This window comes from Modestobacter sp. KNN46-3 (genome assembly GCF_011039295.1).
This window is the reverse complement of record NZ_JAAKGN010000002.1, coordinates 121,084-139,863: the sequence shown is the minus strand read 5'-3', so window position 1 is coordinate 139,863 and position 18,780 is coordinate 121,084. Positions and strand designations below refer to the sequence as shown.

The 18,780-nt window shown below is 74.5% G+C and carries 17 protein-coding genes; 4 read left to right on the top strand and 13 right to left on the bottom strand.

Annotated elements, in window-relative coordinates:
* Positions 1 to 50: 50 nt before the first annotated feature.
* The 4 genes from G5C62_RS01690 to G5C62_RS01675 form a co-directional block, all read right to left on the bottom strand.
* On the bottom strand, positions 51 to 908 hold the full coding sequence (locus G5C62_RS01690; RefSeq protein ID WP_164699740.1) for a xanthine dehydrogenase family protein subunit M: 858 nt from the start codon (positions 906 to 908) through the stop codon (positions 51 to 53).
* Entirely contained in the window at positions 905 to 3,403 is a 2,499-nt protein-coding gene (locus G5C62_RS01685) for a xanthine dehydrogenase family protein molybdopterin-binding subunit (protein WP_164699741.1), read from the bottom strand. Before G5C62_RS01685 ends, G5C62_RS01690 begins: the two co-directional genes overlap by 4 nt.
* Positions 3,400 to 3,954 carry a (2Fe-2S)-binding protein gene (locus tag G5C62_RS01680; protein WP_164699742.1) on the bottom strand — a complete coding sequence of 185 codons (555 nt, stop codon included), beginning with the start codon at positions 3,952 to 3,954 and terminating at the stop codon, positions 3,400 to 3,402. The genes G5C62_RS01685 and G5C62_RS01680 overlap by 4 nt, the downstream gene beginning before the upstream one ends.
* A 177-nt stretch (positions 3,955 to 4,131) precedes the next feature.
* A complete protein-coding gene (locus G5C62_RS01675; RefSeq protein ID WP_164699743.1) occupies positions 4,132 to 5,352 on the bottom strand; it encodes an MFS transporter in 1,221 nt (406 codons plus the stop codon).
* A 123-nt stretch (positions 5,353 to 5,475) separates the two neighbouring features.
* Between G5C62_RS01675 and G5C62_RS01670 the strand changes: the two genes are divergently transcribed.
* Complete coding sequence (locus G5C62_RS01670; RefSeq protein ID WP_164699744.1) at positions 5,476 to 6,261, top strand: hypothetical protein; 786 nt, start codon at positions 5,476 to 5,478, stop codon at positions 6,259 to 6,261.
* Between the two features lie 13 nt (positions 6,262 to 6,274).
* On the opposite strand, the gene G5C62_RS01665 is transcribed toward G5C62_RS01670, so the two are convergent.
* From G5C62_RS01665 to G5C62_RS01650, 4 genes are all read right to left on the bottom strand, one after another.
* A complete protein-coding gene (locus tag G5C62_RS01665; protein ID WP_164699745.1) occupies positions 6,275 to 7,597 on the bottom strand; it encodes a multidrug effflux MFS transporter in 1,323 nt (440 codons plus the stop codon).
* Between the two features lie 132 nt (positions 7,598 to 7,729).
* Positions 7,730 to 9,157 carry a mycofactocin biosynthesis glycosyltransferase MftF gene (mftF, locus tag G5C62_RS01660; RefSeq protein WP_164699746.1) on the bottom strand — a complete coding sequence of 476 codons (1,428 nt, stop codon included), beginning with the start codon at positions 9,155 to 9,157 and terminating at the stop codon, positions 7,730 to 7,732.
* The gene (locus G5C62_RS01655; protein WP_164699747.1) at positions 9,154 to 9,690 is read right to left on the bottom strand and encodes a cysteine hydrolase family protein; all 537 of its coding nucleotides are present in this window, start codon (positions 9,688 to 9,690) and stop codon (positions 9,154 to 9,156) included. The genes mftF and G5C62_RS01655 overlap by 4 nt, the downstream gene beginning before the upstream one ends.
* Entirely contained in the window at positions 9,687 to 11,165 is a 1,479-nt protein-coding gene (locus G5C62_RS01650; RefSeq protein WP_206330420.1) for a cytosine permease, read from the bottom strand. Before G5C62_RS01650 ends, G5C62_RS01655 begins: the two co-directional genes overlap by 4 nt.
* A 139-nt stretch (positions 11,166 to 11,304) precedes the next feature.
* Between G5C62_RS01650 and G5C62_RS01645 the strand changes: the two genes are divergently transcribed.
* Positions 11,305 to 11,631: a PadR family transcriptional regulator gene (locus G5C62_RS01645; protein ID WP_164699748.1), complete on the top strand. Its 327-nt coding sequence runs from the start codon at positions 11,305 to 11,307 to the stop codon at positions 11,629 to 11,631.
* Complete coding sequence (locus tag G5C62_RS01640; protein WP_164699749.1) at positions 11,628 to 12,599, top strand: hypothetical protein; 972 nt, start codon at positions 11,628 to 11,630, stop codon at positions 12,597 to 12,599. Before G5C62_RS01645 ends, G5C62_RS01640 begins: the two co-directional genes overlap by 4 nt.
* Before the next feature lie 58 nt (positions 12,600 to 12,657).
* Here the strand turns inward: G5C62_RS01640 and G5C62_RS01635 are convergent, their stop codons facing one another.
* Positions 12,658 to 12,909 (bottom strand): type B 50S ribosomal protein L31, encoded by a 252-nt coding sequence (locus tag G5C62_RS01635; protein ID WP_036335573.1) that lies wholly within the window; start codon positions 12,907 to 12,909, stop codon positions 12,658 to 12,660.
* Between the two features lie 189 nt (positions 12,910 to 13,098).
* On the opposite strand from G5C62_RS01635, the gene G5C62_RS01630 reads away from it, so the two are divergent.
* A complete protein-coding gene (locus G5C62_RS01630) occupies positions 13,099 to 14,112 on the top strand; it encodes an iron-siderophore ABC transporter substrate-binding protein (RefSeq protein ID WP_164699750.1) in 1,014 nt (337 codons plus the stop codon).
* A 47-nt stretch (positions 14,113 to 14,159) separates the two neighbouring features.
* On the opposite strand, the gene mftE is transcribed toward G5C62_RS01630, so the two are convergent.
* The 4 genes from mftE to mftB form a co-directional block, all read right to left on the bottom strand.
* On the bottom strand, positions 14,160 to 14,864 hold the full coding sequence (gene mftE / locus G5C62_RS01625) for a mycofactocin biosynthesis peptidyl-dipeptidase MftE (protein ID WP_241175648.1): 705 nt from the start codon (positions 14,862 to 14,864) through the stop codon (positions 14,160 to 14,162).
* A 370-nt stretch (positions 14,865 to 15,234) separates the two neighbouring features.
* Positions 15,235 to 17,073: a bifunctional diguanylate cyclase/phosphodiesterase gene (locus tag G5C62_RS01620; RefSeq protein ID WP_164699751.1), complete on the bottom strand. Its 1,839-nt coding sequence runs from the start codon at positions 17,071 to 17,073 to the stop codon at positions 15,235 to 15,237.
* Positions 17,074 to 17,239: 166 nt separating this feature from the next.
* Positions 17,240 to 18,457 (bottom strand): mycofactocin radical SAM maturase, encoded by a 1,218-nt coding sequence (gene mftC / locus G5C62_RS01615; protein WP_164699752.1) that lies wholly within the window; start codon positions 18,455 to 18,457, stop codon positions 17,240 to 17,242.
* Positions 18,454 to 18,771: a mycofactocin biosynthesis chaperone MftB gene (mftB, locus tag G5C62_RS01610; protein ID WP_164699753.1), complete on the bottom strand. Its 318-nt coding sequence runs from the start codon at positions 18,769 to 18,771 to the stop codon at positions 18,454 to 18,456. The genes mftC and mftB overlap by 4 nt, the downstream gene beginning before the upstream one ends.
* Positions 18,772 to 18,780: the final 9 nt, after the last annotated feature.

Sequence of the window (18,780 nt, the reverse complement as noted above, 5' to 3'; positions counted from 1 at the left end):
GCCGGACCGGTCACGTCACGGATGTGACGGACCGGTCCGGCGCTACGCCGCTACAGGCCGACCGCGGCTGCCAGCGCCCGCCGGGTGAGCACCTGGGCGAGGTGCTGCCGGTAGTCGGCCTGGGCGTTCAGGTCGTTGCTGGGGCTGGTGCCCTCAGCGGCCTGGGCGGCCGCCGCAGTCACCGTCTCCATGCTGACGTCCACCCCGACCAGCGCCGCCTCGGTGGCCGAGGCCCGCAGCGGGGTCGGCCCCATGTTGGTCAACCCGATCCGGGCCTCCGCGATCCGGCCACCCTCCCGCCGGACGGCCGCGGCCACCGCCACGATCGACCAGGCCTGGGCCACCCGGTTGAACTTCTCGTACCGGACCCCCCAGCCCTCGCCGAGCTTGGGCACCCGGATCTCGACCAGCAGCTCCCCCTCCTCCAGCGCGGTGGTGAGGTAGTCGACGAAGAACTCCGCGGCGGGCACGGTGCGCCGCCCGCCCGGCCCGGCGAGCACGAACTCCGCGTCCAGGGCCAGCGCGACCGCCGGGAGGTCCCCGGCCGGGTCTGCGTGCGCCAGGGCACCGCCGAACGTGCCGCGGCGGCGCACCTGCCGGTCGGCCACCGTCTCGGTGGCCTGCACGATGAGCTGGCCGTACTGGGCCAGCAGCGGGTCGGTGAGGACGTCGGCGTGCGTGGTCATCGCCCCGATGACCAGCATGTCGCCGTCCTCCCGCACCCCACGCAGCTCCTCGACCCGGGTGAGGTCGACGAGCACCTCGGGAGCGGCGAGCCGCAGCCGCATGACCGGGATCAGCGACTGCCCGCCGGCCAGGACCTTGACGTCCTCACCGCCCTCGGCGATCGCCTGCAGGGCCTCCTCGACCGTCGTCGGGCGGGCGTAAGCGAACGGTGCGGGAATCACAGGTGACCTCCGGAGGACGACGGATCGGTGGACGCGGCAGCCGTCTCGCCGGCGGTGGCGCCCTGGGCGTTGGAACCGGCGGCGGCCCGGTCTCCGCCGTCGCCGCCCTGGTGGATCGCCCGCCACACCCGTTCCGGGGTGAGCGGCATCCGGATGTCGGTGACGCCCAGGTGCCGGACGGCGTCGAGCGCGGCGTTGACCACCGCCGGGGTGCTGGCGATGCAGCCGGCCTCCCCGACGCCCTTGGCGCCCAGTGGGTTGCTGGTCGCCGCGTGCACGGTGTTGCCGGTGTCGAAGTGCGGCAGGTCCGAGGCCGCCGGCACCAGGTAGTCGACGAAGCTGCCGGTGGTCAGGTTGCCCTCGGCGTCGTAGATCGCCTCCTCGTACATCGCCTGGGCGATCCCCTGGGCCAGGCCGCCGTGCACCTGGCCCTCGACGATGAGCGGGTTGACGATCGTGCCGACGTCGTCGACGCAGGCGTACTTCCGGATCTTGGCGAACCCGGTCTCGGTGTCGATCTCCATCGCGCAGATGTGCGTGCCGTGCGGGAAGGAGAAGTTCTCCGGGTCGAAGGTGGCCTCGGCGTCGATGGTCGGTTCGACGCCCTCCGGGTAGTCGTGCGCGGCGAAGATCGCCAGGGCGACCTCCTGGATGCCGACCCCGGCGCCCGGCGTCCCCCGCACGGTGAACTTCCCGCCGGTGAACTCGAGGTCGTCGGCGTTGGCCTCCAGCAGGTGGGCGGCGATCACCCGGGCCTTCTCCACCACCTTCTCCGCGGCCTTCACGACCGCGGTGCCCCCGACGACCAGCGACCGGGAGCCGTAGGTGTCCAGCCCGCGCGAGGAGATGGCGGTGTCGCCGTGCAGCACCTCGACGTCCTCGAACGGCACGCCGAGCTGGTCGGCGACGATCTGGCTCCACGCCGTCTCGTGCCCCTGGCCGTGCGGCGTGGAGCCGGTGACCACCTCGACCTTGCCGGTGGGCAGCATCCGGATCGACGCCTGCTCCCAGCCACCCGCGCCGAAGGCGAGCGAGCCGAGCACCCGGGAGGGGGCCAGCCCGCACATCTCGGTGAAGGTGGAGAAGCCGATGCCCAGCTGGACCGGGTCGCCGGACTCCCGGCGACGCTTCTGCTCGGCCCGCAGCTCGTCGTAGCCCAGCAGCTCCAGCGCCTGCTCGGTGGCCTGGTGGTAGTCGCCGGAGTCGTACTCCAGCCCGGCGACCGTGGTGAACGGGAACTCCTCGGCGTTGATCCAGTTCTTCCGACGCACCTCCAGCGGGTCCATGCCCAGCTCGACGGCGAGCTCGTCCATGATCCGCTCGATCGCGAAGGTGGCCTCGGGCCGGCCGGCGCCGCGGTAGGCGTCGGTGGGCACCTTGTTGGTGAAGACGCCGTCGCACTCGAACCGGTAGGCCGGGAACTTGTAGATCCCCGGGAACATGAACGCGCCCAGCGCCGGGACGCCGGGGGTGATGAGCCGCAGGTAGGCGCCCATGTCGGCCAGCAGCCGCACCCGCAGGCCCTTGACGGTGCCGTCGCGGTCGGCGGCGACGTCGATGAACTGGACCTGGTCGCGGCCGTGGTGGGCGGTCATCAGCGACTCACCGCGGGTCTCGGTCCACTTGACCGGCTTGCCCAGCCGCCGCGCGATGAGCAGGCAGAGGATCTCCTCCGGGTTGACCTGCAGCTTCCCGCCGAACCCGCCACCGACGTCGGGGGCGATCACCCGCAGCTTGTGCTCCGGGATGCCGGTGACCATCGCGGCCATCACCCGCAGGATGTGCGGGATCTGGGTGGCCGACCACATCGTGTAGTTGTCGCCGGAGGGCTGGACGACGACCGAGCGGGGCTCCATGAACGCCGGGATCAGCCGCTGCTGGACGAACCGGCGGCTGACCACGACCTCGGCGTCGGCGAACGCCTGCTCGGTGTCACTGCCCGTGCCGGCCTCGCCGGCGTCGAAGACGAAGTGGTAGCTGGTGTTCGACGTGGTGTGGTCGTGCACCAGGGGCGAGCCCTCCTGCACGGCCTGCTCCATGTCCAGCACGACCGGCAGCGGCTCGTAGTCGACGTCGATCGCCTCGAGGGCGTCGGCGGCGGCGGTGCGGCTGCGGGCCACGACGACCGCGACCGCCTCGCCCACGTGGTTGACCTGCTCGACGGCGATCGAGGGGTGCCCCGGGTTGACCATGTCCGGGGTGACCGGCCAGGCGCAGGGCAGCGAGCCCTGCTCCTCGGCGAGGTCGGCCCCGGTGTAGACGGCGACGACGTTCGGCCGCTCCTTCGCCGCGCTGACGTCCAGGTGGGTGATCCGGCCGTGGGCGACCGGGCTGCGCAGCACCGCGAGGTGCAGCATCCCGGGCAGCACCATGTTGTCGGTCCAGGTCGTCTTGCCGGTGATCAGCCGGGCGTCCTCCTTGCGGCGACGCGCCTGCCCCACCTCCTTGGCCGGCGGCAGGCCGACCGAGGAGGTCGGGTCCTCGACCGCGGTCATGCCTGCACCGCCACGTGCTCGGCGGCCGCGGTGTCGACGGCGGCCGGCTCGGCCTGCGGGTCGTCGGCGGCCTTGCCCGACATCTCCGCCGCCGCCTGGCGCACCGCCCGGACGATGTTCTGGTACCCGGTGCAGCGGCAGAGGTTGCCCTCGATGCCCTCACGGACCTCCTCGTCGGTGGGGTCGGGGTTCTCCTTCAGCAGGTCGATCGAGGCCATGATCATCCCGGGCGTGCAGAACCCGCACTGCAGGCCGTGCATCTCGTGGAAGGCCCGCTGCACGGGGTGCAGGGTGGCGCTGTCGCCCTCGCCGGTGGCGACGCCCTCGATCGTGGTGACCTGGCAGCCGTCGGCCTGGACCGCGAACACGGTGCAGGACTTCACGGCCTGGCCGTCCAGGTGCACGGTGCAGGCACCGCAGTTGCTGGTGTCGCAGCCGACGACGGTGCCGACCTTGCCCAGCTGCTCCCTCAGGTAGTGGACCAACAGGGTCCGTGGCTCGACGTCGTCCGTGTAGGACGCCCCGTCGACCCGCACGTTGATCTGGGTCACGAGTCCTCCGCTCCGTTGCAGGGCCGTTCGTGGCCGAGAACACCCGGCCTCGGCGTGAGTGTGTCAACGGACACACTCACGCGCCAGACCGAGTTGGCTGCTCGGGACGGCGGGCCGCGGGCGGACCCGGCTGCGGGCGGGCCGGCTGCCGGCGGAAGCGGGTCAGGCGGCGGCGGGTCAGGCGGCGGCGCGCAGCTCCCGGCGACGCAGCACGGCCGAGGCGGCCAGGAAGCCCAGGCCGAGGACGGCGAGCCCGGCGCCCACCACGCTCGGCGCCCGGTAGCCCAGGCCGGCGGCGATGACCAGACCACCGAGCCAGGCGCCCAGGGCGTTGGCCGCGTTGAGCGCCGAGTGGTTCAGCGCGGCGCCGAGCATCTGTGCCTCACCGGCGACCTCCATCAGCCGCAGCTGCAGGAGCACGACCATCGTGGAGGCGGCCGCGGCGATGGTGAACACCGTGACGATCAGCGCCAGGGCGTTGCCGGCGGCCACCGCCATCACGCCGAGGAGCACGCCGGTGGCGACCGTCGCCCCGACCAGCGAGCGGAACAGCGCCCGGTCGGCGAGCCGTCCGCCCAGCACCGTCCCGAGGACGCCACCCACCCCGAAGGCCAGCAGCACGACCGGCACGAAGCCGGCCGACCGGCCGGCCACCTCGGTGACGATCGGCGCGATGTAGCTGTACATGGCGAACATCCCGCCGAAGCCGACGGTGGCGACCAGCAGGGTCAGGACCACCTGGGGCCGGCGCAGGGCACCCAGCTCGGTGCGGATCGTCGCCTCCGACCGCCCGGGCACCGACGGGACGACGGTGAGCACGGCCAGCAGCGTGACGGCGCCGATGACCACGACCGCCCAGTAGGCCGAGCGCCAGCCCAGCTGCTGGCCCAGCCAGGTCGCGGCGGGCACCCCGGCGACGTTGGCGGCCGCCAGCCCGAGCATCACCGAACTGACCGCGCGGCCGCGCAGGTGGGCCGGCACCAGGGACGCGGCGATCAGTGAGGCGACGCCGAAGTAGGCGCCGTGCGGGAGGCCGGCGACGAAGCGGGAGAGCACCAGGGAGCCGTAGCCGGGGGCCAGCGCGCTGAGGGTGTTGCCGACGACGAACGCCACCATCAGCCCCATCGCCAGGCGCCGGCGTGGCAGCCGGGCGCCCAGCGCGGCGAGCACCGGGGCGCCGACGACGACGCCGAGGGCGTAGGCGGAGATGACGTGCCCGGCCTCGGGGATCGTCGCGTCCACCCCGCGGGCGATGTCGGGCAGCAGGCCCATGGTCACGAACTCGGTGGTGCCGATGGCGAACCCGCCGAGCGCGAGGGCGACGATCGCCAGGACGGCGGTGCGGGTGGACGGTGCGGTGGGGACCGACGTCGTCGAGACGGCGGGGGCTGCGCTCACAGCTGGCCCAAGACGTTGCCCGCCGCCACCATTCCCACCGCCGTCGCGACCCGTTCGGGTGGTTCGGCGCGAGCCGGAGGCCCTCCGTGCCGATGCTCCCCCGAGGACCGGGAGGAGGCCGTCATGGCCGAGCAGAGACGACGCACCGCGGGCAGCCGCCCCGTGGCGCGGCGGCGCGCCCCCGCCCGGCGGCGCGCCCCGGCCCGGCGCCGGGACCACACCCGCTGGCTGGTCCCGCTGCTGGCCGCCACCGTCGGCGCGGTCGTGCTCGCCCCGCAGCTCACGCCGGTGCTCGTCGACCTGACTGCCACGAACGCACCGGTGGCGCAGGACTCCGTCGCCGGCCCGGCCCCGGTTGCGGCGCCCGTGCCCGCGGAGGTGCCCGTGCTCGCGCAGGGCGTGGACACCCTGGCCGACGTTGCCGCCGCCCGCGCGGAGACCCGCTCGCGCGCCGAGGTGGCCGCCGGTGGCGGCGGCCTGGTCGTCCCCCAGCCGCCGCGCCCCGGACGAATCTCGATCATGCCCAACGCGTCGGTCGGCCGGGCGCCCGTCTACAAGCTGGAGCCCGACGGCTGCGGGGGCGCCGGCACCACACCGCGCCGGATCGTCCCCGGCGTCGTCCCCGGGCCGGGGTCGGCGACGTTGGACTGGATGTCGGACAACCGGCCCGAGGTGGTCGGGTACCGGGTCCAGGCGGTCAGCCAGCGACTCGTCGGAGGGCAGCAGCCGCCGCCGGTCGTGCGGGCCGTCGACCAGGTCGAGGGCTGCCAGCCGATGACCGTCACGATCGACGGGCTGGCCCCCGGCGAGCCCTACGTCTTCTGGTTCGAGGAGCAGGTGACCAGCGCCAGCACCGGGGTGACCCGGATGGTGCAGGTGGGCACGACCGCCGCCGTCGTCATCGGCTGACCCGCGCCGCCGCTCAGTGAGCGGCGACGGCGGCCATCTCGGGGTCGGGCTCCTCGAGCTGCCACGGGCGGACGACGACGACCAGGACGACGATCGCCAGCACCAGCGACCCGACGATCACCGCGCCCATCGCCACCGCGTCGTTGCCCAGCAGGCCGACCAGCGGGGAGACCGCAGCGCCGACGCCGAACTGCACCGCACCGAGCAGCGCCGCCGCGGTGCCGGCCGACTCGCCGTGCCGGGAGAGGGCGAGGGCCGGGGCGTTGGGCAGCGCCAGGCCGCAGGCGAACAGCACCGCCCACAGCGGGATCGCGACGGCGAACAGGCCGCCGGTGCTGGTGGCAGCCAGCAGGAGCAGCACCGCGCCGGAGACCGCGCCGGCCACCGTGCCGGCGACGAGCACCTGCGCCGGGGAGAAGCGGCGCAGCAGCAGCGGGTTGAGCTGGGTGGCGGCGATCAGCCAGAAGGCACCGGCGCCGAACAGCAGCCCGAACTGCTGCTCGTCGAGGCCGAACTGCCGCTGGTAGACGAACGACGAGCCGGAGACGTAGGCGAACAGCCCGGCCATGGTCAGGCCGGCGACCAGCACCAGGCCGACGTAGCTGCGATCCCGGAACAGCGACCGGTAGCCGCGCAGCGTGCCGCCGACCCCCTCGGTGCTGCGGCGCTCGGGCGGCAGGGTCTCCCGGATCAGGAAGAAGCCGATCGCCAGCAGCGCCAGGCCGTAGAGCGCGAGGATCAGGAAGACCCCGCGCCACGAGGTGAAGCGGAGGACCTCCCCGCCGATCGTGGGCGCCAGCACCGGCGCGGCGCCGAGCACCAGGAACAGCCGGGAGAGCATCGTGGCCGCCGCACGGCCGACGAACAGGTCGCGGACGACGGCGATCGCGATCACCGCACCGGCCGCGGTGCCCACGCCCTGCAGCACCCGCAGGGCGCCCAGGACGGCGATGTTCGGGGCGAGCAGCACCAGCAGCGAGGCGACCACGTGCACCGCCGTGCCGGCGAGCAGCGGGCGGCGGCGGCCGAACCGGTCGGACAGCGGGCCGAGCACCAGCTGGCCCAGCGCGAGGCCGATCAGCGTGCCGGTGAGCGTGAGCTGCACCGCCGCGGACGTCGTCTCCAGCTCGGTGGCGATCGTCGGCAGGGCCGGCAGGTACATGTCGATGGTGAGCGGCCCGAGCGCGACGAACGCGCCCAGGGTCAGCGCGAGGCGCGCGGTCTTCGGCTTCTCCACCTGCGGGTCGGGCAGGCCGGAGACGTCGACCGGGGCGGCGGCGTCGGCCTGGGCCGGCGCGGCCGGATCTCGTCGTGCGGAGTGCTGGGTGGCGGTCATCGGGTCCCCCTGGTCGGTGCTGTGCTCCCGCGGGACCGACGCTGGCCACGTTCGCGATACCTGGGCGACAAGGCTGCATGATGCAACTGCATTCCGGCTGGACGGGGTGTTCAGCCGCACGTCACCCCGACGTCACCCCCGTGGGGCGACCGGCTCGGGTGCGGCGGGCAGCAGCGCCCGGCCGTCCCGGGCCCGCAGCGCCCCCCACCAGAGCCCGGCCCCGTACGCCAGGTCCTCCAGCCGGCGGCCGGCCGCGAAGGCCGGCAGGTCGATCTCCCGGCGGTGCGGCCACCAGCCGGCCACGGCGTCGGCGACCGCCACCGCACCGGCCGCCCGCCGCGCCCGGCGGGAGACCAGCGCCGCGGCCACGGTCAGCGGCCAGTGGTGCCGGGTCACCGAGCGGGCCAGCGCCCGCCCGGACGACGCCGTCCCGCGCAGCACCAGGCCGGCCGCCCAGCCGATCGGCAGCGATCGGCCGGGCACCGCCACCCGTCGGGCGAGCAGGACGCTGGCCCGGCCGAGCACGCCGAGGGAGCCCAGCAGGCCCCACCGGCCGGCGAACGCCGGGAGCACCCAGGCCGCCAGCGACCAGGGCGAGATCACCAGTGGGGCGACCGCGGCGCCGTGCCGCTGGGCGAGCAGCGCCGCGCCGGTGCCGTAGAACGCCCGGCGCCGCAGCCAGTCGCCGAGCTCGACGCGGTGGTCGTGGGCGACCCGCGCGGCCGGCTCGTAGCGCACCCGCCAGCCGGCGCCGGTGAGCCGCCACACCAGGTCGACGTCCTCGGCGACCGGCATCGCCTCGTCGAAGCCGTCCGCCAGCGCGGTCCTCCGGGCCAGCAGCGCCGCGCTGGGCACGTAGGAGACGCCCGTCCCCGGGGCGACCCGTGCGGCGGCCGGGCCCATGTCCAGCGCGCTGTCCAGCGCCTCGTACCGGGCCACCCAGCCGGGCTGGGCCGGGTCCAGGGCGGTGATCCGGGGCGCGACCAGGGCCAGCCGCGGGTCGGCCAGGTGCCCGGCGAGCGTGGCCAGCCAGCCGGGCTCGGGCACGCAGTCGGAGTCGACGAACGCCACCGCGTCGGTGTCGGCGACCCGCAGCCCGGCGTTGCGGGCGGCGGCCGGGCCGCGGGCGTGCTCGTGCCGGAGCAGCCGCGTGCCGGCGGCCACCGCGGCAACCGCAGGCGGGTCGACCGAGCCGTCGTCCACGACCACCACCGGGCAGCCGGCCGTGCCGGGGTCGGCGCGCAGGGCGGCCAGCAGCCGGGCCAGCCCGTCGGTCCGGTCCTTGACCGGGACGACGACCGTGACGTCGGGCCGCGGCACCTCCGGCACCTCCGGGACGGCGACGCCGGCGTCGAGCAGCCGGGCCGCCAGTGCGGCGCTGCGGGCGTCGGTGACCTCCAGCCGGTCGCCGGCCAGCAGCTCCTGCGCGGCGGGGGAGAGCCGGAGCAGCCGGGCCGGGGAGCCGCCGAGCAGCGCCGTCCCGCCGTCCCGGCGCTCGACGCCCGGGCCGAGCACCACGGTGAAGCCGTCGGGCAGCCGGTCGGTGGGGGGCGGGTTCATCGCCGGGCGAGCACCGCGTCGGTGGTGGTGAGGGCGATCAGCGGCGCGTAGAGCGCCATCGCGGCCAGCGCCCGGTCGTGGTCGGCGTCGCTGGCTCCCGCGCAGGCGTCGGTGACCACCTGCACCGGCACCCCGGCGTCCGCGGCGGGCAGGGCGGTGGAGAGCACGCAGCAGTCGGTGGAGACGCCGGCCAGCACCAGCGGCCCGGCCCCGACCAGGGCGGCGAGCTCGGGGCCCCACTTGCCGAACGTGGTCGCGTCGAGCACCGGCGCGTCGCCCGGGTCGTCGACCAGCGCGTACAGCGGCGCGTCCGGCGGTTGCCGCGCGAAGGGGTACTGCGCGTAGTAGGGCACCCAGGCCCCGGCCGGCTCGGCCGGGGCGACGAAGCGGGTGTGCACCACGCGCCCGGCGAAGGCCGTGGTCAGCCGGCGGATCGCCGGGTGCACCTCGGCGAACCGGGGCGCGCCCCACGGGGAGTCCCGGTCGGCGAAGACGTGCTGGGCGTCGACCACCACGAGCACGCCGTCGGTCACGCCGCCTCCTGCCGCCGCACCGCGCCCCGGCGCAGCAGCAGTGTGCCGGCGAAACCGACGGCCAGGGCGACCAGGACGCCGAGGTTGGCGAAGGCCCAGTCGCCGTCCTTGCCGCCCAGGCCCACCGGGCCGAGCAGGTAGCCCTGCCAGGTCAGCCAGGTGGCGTAGGTGTTGGTGACCAGCCCCCAGCCGAGCACGGTGCCGAGCCCGAGCAGCGCCAGCGGGACCGGCGGGACCGAGCCGTAGCGGCCGCGCGGGTCGTACAGCTCGGCCTCGGCGTAGTCGCGGCGGCGCAGCAGCAGGTCGGCCAGCACGATCCCGCACCAGGCCGCGACCGGGACCCCGAGGGTGATCAGGAAGCCCTGGAACTGGACGAAGAAGTCGCCCTCGGCGAGGAAGACGACCCAGATGGCGCCGAGCACCATCAGCAGGCCGTCGATCGAGGCGGCGACCGGGCGGGGGACTCGCACGCCGGCGGCGAGCAGGGACAGGCCGGAGGAGTAGATGTCCAGCAGGGCGCCGCCGACCAGCCCCAGGACGGCGACCAGGGCGAAGGGCACCAGGAACCAGGTGGGGAGCAGGGCGGCCAGGGCACCGATCGGGTCGGCGCTGATCGCCGCCGCCAGGTCGGTCGACGAGCCGGCCAGCAGCAGCCCCACGACCAGCAGGACGACCGGGGCCAGCGCGGAGCCGAACGTCGTCCAGCCCACGACGCCGCGGGTGGAGGCGGTGCGCGGCAGGTAGCGGGAGTAGTCGGCCGCGGCGTTGACCCAGCCGAACCCGTAGCCGGTCATCACGAAGACCAGCGCACCGATGAACGCCTGCGTCGACCCGGCGGGCAGGTCGCTGACCACCGCCCAGTCGATCTCATCGGCGACGAGGAGCAGGTAGCCGACGGTCAGCACGCCGGTGACGACGGTGATCACCGTCTGCATGCGCATGATCAGGTCGAAGCCGAGCACGCCGCCGACGACCACCAGCGCGGCGACCACCAGCAGGGCGACGACCTGGGTCGCCGTCCCGCCGCCCCAGCCGAGCTGGGTGAACACGGTGGCGGTGGCGAGGGTGGCCAGCGAGGCGAGCACCGTCTCCCAGCCGACGGTGAGAACCCAGGAGAGGACGGCGGGCACCCGGCCGCCGGTGACGCCGAAGGCGGCGCGGCTGAGCACGAGGGTGGGCGCCGAGCCCCGCTTGCCGGCGATGGCGATGAGGCCGCAGAGCCCGAAGCTGAGCACGATCCCGACGACGCCGGCGACGACGGCCTGCCAGAAGGAGATGCCGAAGCCCAGGACGAACGCGCCGTAGGCCAGGCCGAGCACGCTGACGTTGGCACCGAACCACGGCCAGAACAGCTGGCGCGGGGTGCCCTTGCGCTCGGCCTCGGCGATCACGTTGATGCCGTTGGTCTCCACCGCCACCCGCGGGGTGGCGGCCTCCGCCGGGGGCCCGGCCTCCCCCGTTGCCTGGTGCGCCATCCGTGCGTGCTCCGTCCTCGCCGGCGGTGCTGGCGCCCCGCTCCCGGTGCGGGACCCTAACCGCGGCCACCGACACCGGCGCGGGACTCCGGGCGCCGATGCATCGACAGCCGATGCATGGAGCCGCTAGCGTCCGGCCATGGACGTGCGGCCGCTCACCGAGCCGACCTTCTTCGTGCTGGCGGCCCTGGCCGACCGGCCTCGGCACGGGTACGGAGTGATCGCCGAGGTCCAGGGCCTGTCCGGCGGCCGGGTGACGCTGCGGGTCGGCACGCTCTACGGCGTGCTCGACCGGCTGGTCGCCGAGGGGCAGGTGGCGCCGGACCGGGAAGAGGTGCACGCCGGCCGGCTGCGCCGCTACTACCGGCTCACCGACGCCGGCCGACTGGCACTGGAGGCCGAGCTCGCCCGGCAGGAGACCAACGCCCGCGCCGTACGGGCCCGGCTCGCGGTGCGGCCGGCATGAGCCCGCTGGAGCAGCGCTACCGACGGCTGCTGACCTGGCTGCCCGAGCCGGCCCGGTCGCGCTGGGCCGACGACATGACCGAGACCTACCTGCAGGTGGAGACCGCCGACGACCCCGAGTACGCGGAGTTCGGCAGCCCGTCGCTGACCGACCGGCTGGACGTCGCCCGGCTGGCGTTGCGGCTCCGGCTGGGTGCCCCCGGCGCCTCGGTCCGCGCCGTGGCGACCGGTCGGACGGTGCGGCTGGTGGCCGTGGCCGGCACGGTGGCGCTGGCCTCGCTGGGGCTGCTCGGGCTCTTCTCGACGGCGTGGCTGCACGGCCGGCTCCCGTTCATCGACGCTCCGGACCTCGGCGGCCGGCTGCTGTGGGGGCCTTCATACGCGGTCCACACCGTGGTCAGCGCGCTCACCGTCGCGCTGGCGGTCTGCGCCGCCCGCGGGCTGGCCGCCACCCGCCCCCTGGCCGTCGTCGTGCTGATCGGGCAGCTGGTGCCGGCGGTCGTCGCGGTGATCCGGCCGGTGGAGCTGCTGGTCCAGCTGACGATCGCCGTCCCGCTCGTCGCCGCCGCGCTCATGCCCACCGGCGCTCCGCTGCACCGGCCGCTGTGGCTGATCCCCGTCCCGCTGGTCGCCTCGGTGTCGGTGACGGCGCTCCGCCCGGGCGAGCCGCCGGAGTGGACCTGGGGGCTCTTCGACCCGGTGGTGCAGTGGGCGCTGCTGACGGTCGTGGCCGGCGCCGTGCTGCTGCTGCGCCGCGGGCGGGCGCGGGGGCCGGGTGAGCTGGCGGTGGCGGTGCTGGCCGCGACGACGCTGCCGGCGCTGGCCAGCCGCTGGCCGTACGACACACCCTCCGGCTACGCGACAGTCGTGGTTCTGGCCACCCTGGCCGCCGCCGCCACGGCGGTCGTCACCGGCGCCATCGGGCTGCGCGCCGTCCGCGTCCTGCCGATGGTGCCGGCCGACCGCTGACACGACGACGCCCCCGCCGGTCCGGGTGGACCGACGAGGGCGTCAGGCAGGTGGTGCGTCAGCTGCGGGTGCGCGCGCCGTACCGCTGGTTGAACTTCTCGACCCGGCCGGCGGTGTCGAGGACCCGCTGGTTGCCGGTCCAGAACGGGTGGGACGACGCGCTGATCTCGACCGGGACCACCGGCAGCGTCTCGCCGTCCAGCTCGATCGTCCGGCTGGTCTGCACGGTGGAGCGGGTCCGGAACGTGGCCCCGGTCGCGGTGTCCTGGAAGACGACGGTGCGGTACTCGGGGTGGATGCCGTGCTGCATGGCTGGTCCTCTCGGTCTGCGCGGGACGTCCACCCCCGTTGGGGCGGGCTGATCGCGACTGTCTGGGTCAACCACCCCTACGGGCCCGCTGTTCCCGGCCCAGGGCCGCAGGAGGAGCCGCCTGCGGTGACCGGACCGTGACCTCCGTGTGCTTAGGTCAGCCTCACCTGACCCACCGAAGGAGCTCGAATGTCCCGCCTCCCCCTCCGCCGCAGGGCCGTCCGCGGCACCGCGCTGCTGGCCGCCGCCCTCGTCATCACCAGCTGCGGGGGTTCCGACTCCAGCGACGACACCGCGGCCGAGGGCACCGACCCGGCGACCGGGTCGTCGGACGCCTTCCCGGTCACCGTCGAGACCGCCTTCGGCGACGTGACGGTCCCGGAGGAGCCGACCCGGGTCGTCGCCCTCGGCTGGGGCGACGCCGAGATGGCGCTGGCGCTCGGCGTCCAGCCGGTCGGCGCCAGCGACTGGCTCGGCTTCGGCGGCGAGGGCGTGGGCCCGTGGGCCGAGGGGCTCTACGACGAGGCCCCGGAGATCATCGAGACGCTGGAGCCCAGCCTCGAGGCGATCGCCGCGCTGGACCCCGACCTGATCCTGGACACCAAGTCCCCCGCCACCGAGGAGCGGTACCAGGCGCTGAGCGCCATCGCGCCGACCATCAGCCAACCGGTGGGCACCGACCCCTACATCGTCCCCTTCGAGGAGCAGCTCGACCTGGTCGGCCAGGCGCTGGGCAAGACGGAGGAGGCCGAGGAGGTCGCGGCCGAGGTCGACGAGGCCTTCGCCGCCGCCGCCGAGGCACACCCGGAGTTCGACGGCACCGAGGTGGCGGTCGCCGCCTACACCGCCGAGGGCTTCGGCGCCTACGTCAGCGGTGACTCGCGGGTCGACTTCATGGAGCAGCTCGGCTTCGTGAACAAGCCGGCCATCGAGGAGCTGGCCACCGACAGCTTCTACGTGCCGGTGAGCGAGGAGCAGCTCCCGCTGCTCGACGCCGACCTGACCGTCGCCTTCCCGATCTTCGTGGAGGCCAGCGAGATCACCGACAACCCGCTGTGGCAGGCGATCCCGTCCGTGCAGGCCGGCAACGCCGTGGTGCTCGACGACGAGACGCTGACCAGCGCCTTCTCGATCGGCACGCCGCAGGGCATCCAGTACGCCCTGGACAACGCCGTCCCGCAGTTCGCCGACACGCTCGGCTGACCGCCGGAACCACCTGACCGGACCGGCGCCGCCGGGCAGCACCTGGCTCAGCCCAGGAGCCGCCCGGCGGCGTCGGCGTCCCAGGCCCGTACGGCGGCGACCAGCCGGCCGGTCAGCGTCCGCAGCAGGTTCGCTCCCTCCGCCGCCGAGGCACCGGCCGGGTCGCCGAGCACCCCGTCCGGGCTCACCGCCCGCACGCCCTCGGCCCGCAGCCGGGGCAGCAGCTCCCCGATCGGTGCGGTCTCCCCCGCGGCGGCGAGCTCCGGGCGGACCCCAGCAGGTTCCACGTGCAACATCAGTGACGTCTCGGTGCGCCCGGCGTGTGCGTCGCCCCCGGGCACCCCGCACGGGAACCAGACGACGTCGCGACCCTCGCCCCGCAGCTGTGGCACGGCCGCCCGCAACGCCTCGACGTTGCCGCCGTGCCCGTTGACCACCAGCAACCGGCCGGCCCAGCGTCCGGCCGAGCGCCCGTACTCCACCAGCAGGGTGGTCAGCGCGGCGGTCCCGATCGAGATCGTGCCGGGGAAGTCCTCGTGCTCACCACTGGCGCCGTACGCCAGCGCCGGGGCGAGCACCGCGCCGTCCAGCTCGCCGACGGCGGCCTCCGCCACCGCCTGGGCGACGGCGGTGTCGGTGGTCAGCGGCAGGTGGCGGCCGTGCTGCTCGACCGACCCGAGCGGGACGACGAGCAGCGGCCGGCCCTCCAGGTCGGGCCAGGTCGCCCCGGTCAGCCGCACGACGTCGTCCACGGCTGGGCACCCTGCCAGAGACCGTGTGTGTCGTCCGCCGCCGGAGCGGGCAGCGCAGCCCCCTGACCACCGACACGCAAGGGAGCGGAGCTGCCGGAGGGCGAGCACATCGCCGCGTTGGCCACGACCACCGACGGCACGCTGATGGCCGTCCGATGTCGATGCAGCAGGGCGAGGTCGACGGCGACGTCTCGTCCTTCACCAGCCGGCGCGCCCGCAAGGTCGCCCAGGTCACCGCCAACCCACGAGCCAACGTGGTCACCGCGGGAAGCGGCAGCTGGGTCTCGCTGGCCCCGACATGGTGTTGCCAGGGGTCGACGACGGCGGGGAGCACGCGACTGTCCGGCTGTGACCGCCGGCGCCGTCCGGACTACGCCCGGACGGCGCTCGGCGAGAGCAGTTCGGCGGCGGGGCGGCACCGCTCGGCCGGCTCTGGCCGGGCGAACAGGTATCCCTGAGCCGATCCGCAGTGCAGGTCGACCAGCGCCCGGCGCTGGTCCTCGGTCTCGACGCCCTCGGCGACGACTCCGAGGCCGAGGCTGCGGGCCAGTTCGACGATCGAGGCGACGAGCGTCGCCGACGGGCTCCCGGCCGAGAGGTCGTTGACGAAGCTGCGGTCGATCTTGATCACGTCGGCGGGCAGTCGCCGCAGGTAGGACAGCCCGGCGAAGCCGGTGCCGAAGTCGTCGATGGCGATGGCGACACCGAGAGCGCGGAGCTGCTCCAGCTGACCGGCCACCGCGTCGACGTCTCGCACGAGCACGCCCTCGGTGACCTCCAGGGTGAGCTGGCCGGCGGGGAAGCCGGTGTCCTGCAGGGCAGCGGTGACCTCAGCGGCGATCTCCCGGTCCATCAGCTGGCGGGGCGACAGGTTGACCGCCATCCGTACCGGGTGCCCCGCCGCAGCGGTCCAGGCCGCACCTTGTCGCAGCGCCTGCTGGAGCACCCAGCTGCCGATCTCGGAGATGGCGCCGCTCTCCTCGGCCAGCGGGATGAACTCGGCAGGCGGGACGAGGCCGCGCACCGGGTGGTGCCAGCGGACGAGGGCCTCGAAGCCGGTCGTCCGTCCGTCGGAGAGCCGCACCGTGGGCTGGTAGTGAACCTCGAGCTGCCCGGCGGGGACCGCATGGCCGAGGTCCTGCTGCAGCTCGGCGCGGCGCCGGGCCGCCTCGGCCATCCCGCCGGCGTAGGCGACCACCTGGTTGCCGCCGCGCGCCTTCGCCAGGTACATCGCCAGGTCTGCGTCGCGCAGCAGCGAGTCGGCGGTGTGCTCGCCGGGATCGGTCGACGTGGCCAACCCGATGCTGGCATGAACGGTCGCCAGCCCGCCGTCCAGCCCGATCGGGACGCTGAGCGCCAGCAACATGCGCTCGCCCACCGAGCGTGCCTCGTCCGGGCCGGCCGCCAGCAGGACGGCGAACTCGTCGCCGCCGATCCGGGCCACCAGGTCACCCGGGCGCACGCTGCGCCGGAAGCGCTCGGCCACGGTGAGCAGCACCTGGTCGCCGGCGGCATGCCCGCGACTGTCGTTGACGTCCTTGAAGCCGTCGAGGTCGATGAACAGCAGACTGGCCCGGACGCCGTCCCGGAGCAGTCGGCGGGCGCTCTCCTCCAACTGGGTGCGGTTGGCGGTCCCGGTGAGGGCGTCGCTGAGCACCTGGTCCTCGTTCAGCCGCCAGGCAGCCAGATGGGCCAGGCTCGCGGCGAGCACGAAGGCCGCGTGGATGCCGGCCCACGCCCACGGGTCGTGCATGCCGCCGTGGCCGAAGACCGCGTGCGGGTAGAGCGTGCCGATCACGCCGTGGTGCAGCGTGACGACGACCAGCGCGATGCCGAACGGCACCCAGTGCTGGTACAGCGACACCACGCCGACCATCACGAAGAAGGCGAAGTGCGCCTCGGTGACCCCGCTCCACAGGTGCACCAGGGCGACGGAGGCGGCCATCAAGCTGACCGTCGTCGCGGCCGAACGGGTCGTCCGGCCCAGCGAGGACGCGGCAGCCACCAGCAGCGGCCCGCCCACGGCGGCCAACACGAGCACGGCGACCGGCTGACCGGCCCCCCAGGCCAGGCACAGCACGAGCAGGGTGGCGGTCGACAGCAGCGCCAGCCGCACGATGACCCGGTGTCGGCGATGCCAAACGAACTCGGGGAGCAGGCGGCCGCTTGGCAGTAGCGCGATGAGCCGCGCGCGCGGGCTGGTGGTCACCCCCTTTCATCGACCGGACGCGGCAATCGCTGGATCGCCGGCCCCCCGAAAGGGCTGCATGAACGTCGTGCACGCCGGTGCCCGGCGGGCCAGGCTCTGGGGCAGGACCCACCCACGTCTCGCGCGCAGCGATGCCGAGGGCGCCGTCTCTGACTGAGCCGACCAGTCAGCCCAGCTGCAGCCCGGCCAGCGGCGACTCGTCGCAGATCTTGGCCGGCGGGACGCTGGGCATGCCCAGCAGCGTGGGCTGACCGCGCACCGGGCCGGTGTGCGAGTGGTCGACGTGGCTCCTGGGCGTGACCACCTCCATGTCCCGGGCGGCCAGCGCGGTCTCGCCGTAGCCCTGCACGCACTCGGGGTCGGGCCCGTCCAGCGGCAGGCCGGTGAAGAACTTCGCCGCCATGCAGCCACCGCGGCAGGCGTCGAAGTGGGCGCACTTGGTGCACGCGCCGCCGGTCTGCGGGCTGCGCAGGTCGGCGAACAGCTCCGACTGCTGCCAGACCTGCTGGAAGCCGCCGGGGGACCGCACGTTGCCGGCCAGGAAGTCCTCGTGGATGGCGAACGGGCAGGCGTAGACGTCACCGACCGGGTCGATCAGGCAGACCACCCGGCCCGCACCACACAGGTTCAGCCCGGGCAGGGCCTCACCGAACGCGGAGAGGTGGAAGAACGAGTCGCCGGTGAGCACGTTGTCGCCGTTGGCCAGCAGCCAGGCGTACAGGTCCTTCTGCTGGGCCATCGTGGGGTGCAGCTGGTCCCAGACGTCCGCCCCGCGGCCGGAGGGCCGCAACCGGGTGATCCGCAGCTGGGCGCCGTAGGAGTCGGTGAGCGCCCTGAACTCGTCGAGCTGGCCGGCGTTCTCCCGGGTGACGACGACGGAGACCTTGAAGTCCTTCATCCCGGCCTCGGCCAGGTTCTCCAGCGCCCGGACGGCCATGTCGAACGAGCCGGTACCGCGGACCCGGTCGTTCACCTCTGCCGTGGCGCCGTCCAGGGAGATCTGCACGTCGACGTAGTCGGTGCGCGCCAGCTGCGCGGCGCGGGTCTTGTCCAGCTTCACGCCGTTGGTGGAGAACTTGACGCCGACGTCGTGCCCGATCGCGTAGTCGAGCAGGTGCCAGAAGTCCGGCCGGACCGTGGGCTCGCCGCCACCGACGTTGACGTAGAAGACCTGCATCCGCTGCAGCTCGTCGATCACCGCCTCGGCCTCGGCGGTGCTCAGCTCGCGGGGGTCGCGGCGCCCGGAGGAGGACAGGCAGTGCGCGCACGCCAGGTTGCAGGCGTAGGTGAGCTCCCAGGTCAGGCAGATGGGGGCGTCCAGGCCGTACTCGAACTGGTCGATCAGCCGCCCGCCGGTCGGGCGGGAGGGGAGGACGGCGGTCACGCGGCTGCCTTCCGTCGTTCGATCATCTGCGACCGGGCCAGGTCGGCCAGCGCCTTCACGTAGGTGGGGCGCTGCGTCTCCGGTACCTCGCACGCGAGGAGGGCGGCCGTGGCGGAGGGGTGGTCGGCGAGGGTCTCCACGACCCGGACCAGCGTCTTCGACTTGAGGAAGGAGAGCTTCCGGGTGCCGAAGTGGTAGACCAGCGCCCCGAAGGGCTCCGGCCGCAGCGCGACCGACCGGGCACGCTGCCAGGGCAGCTCCGGGTCGAACACCGCTGGGTCGACCACCGCTCGGGCCGGAGCAGGCGAGGTCATCGGGCGCGG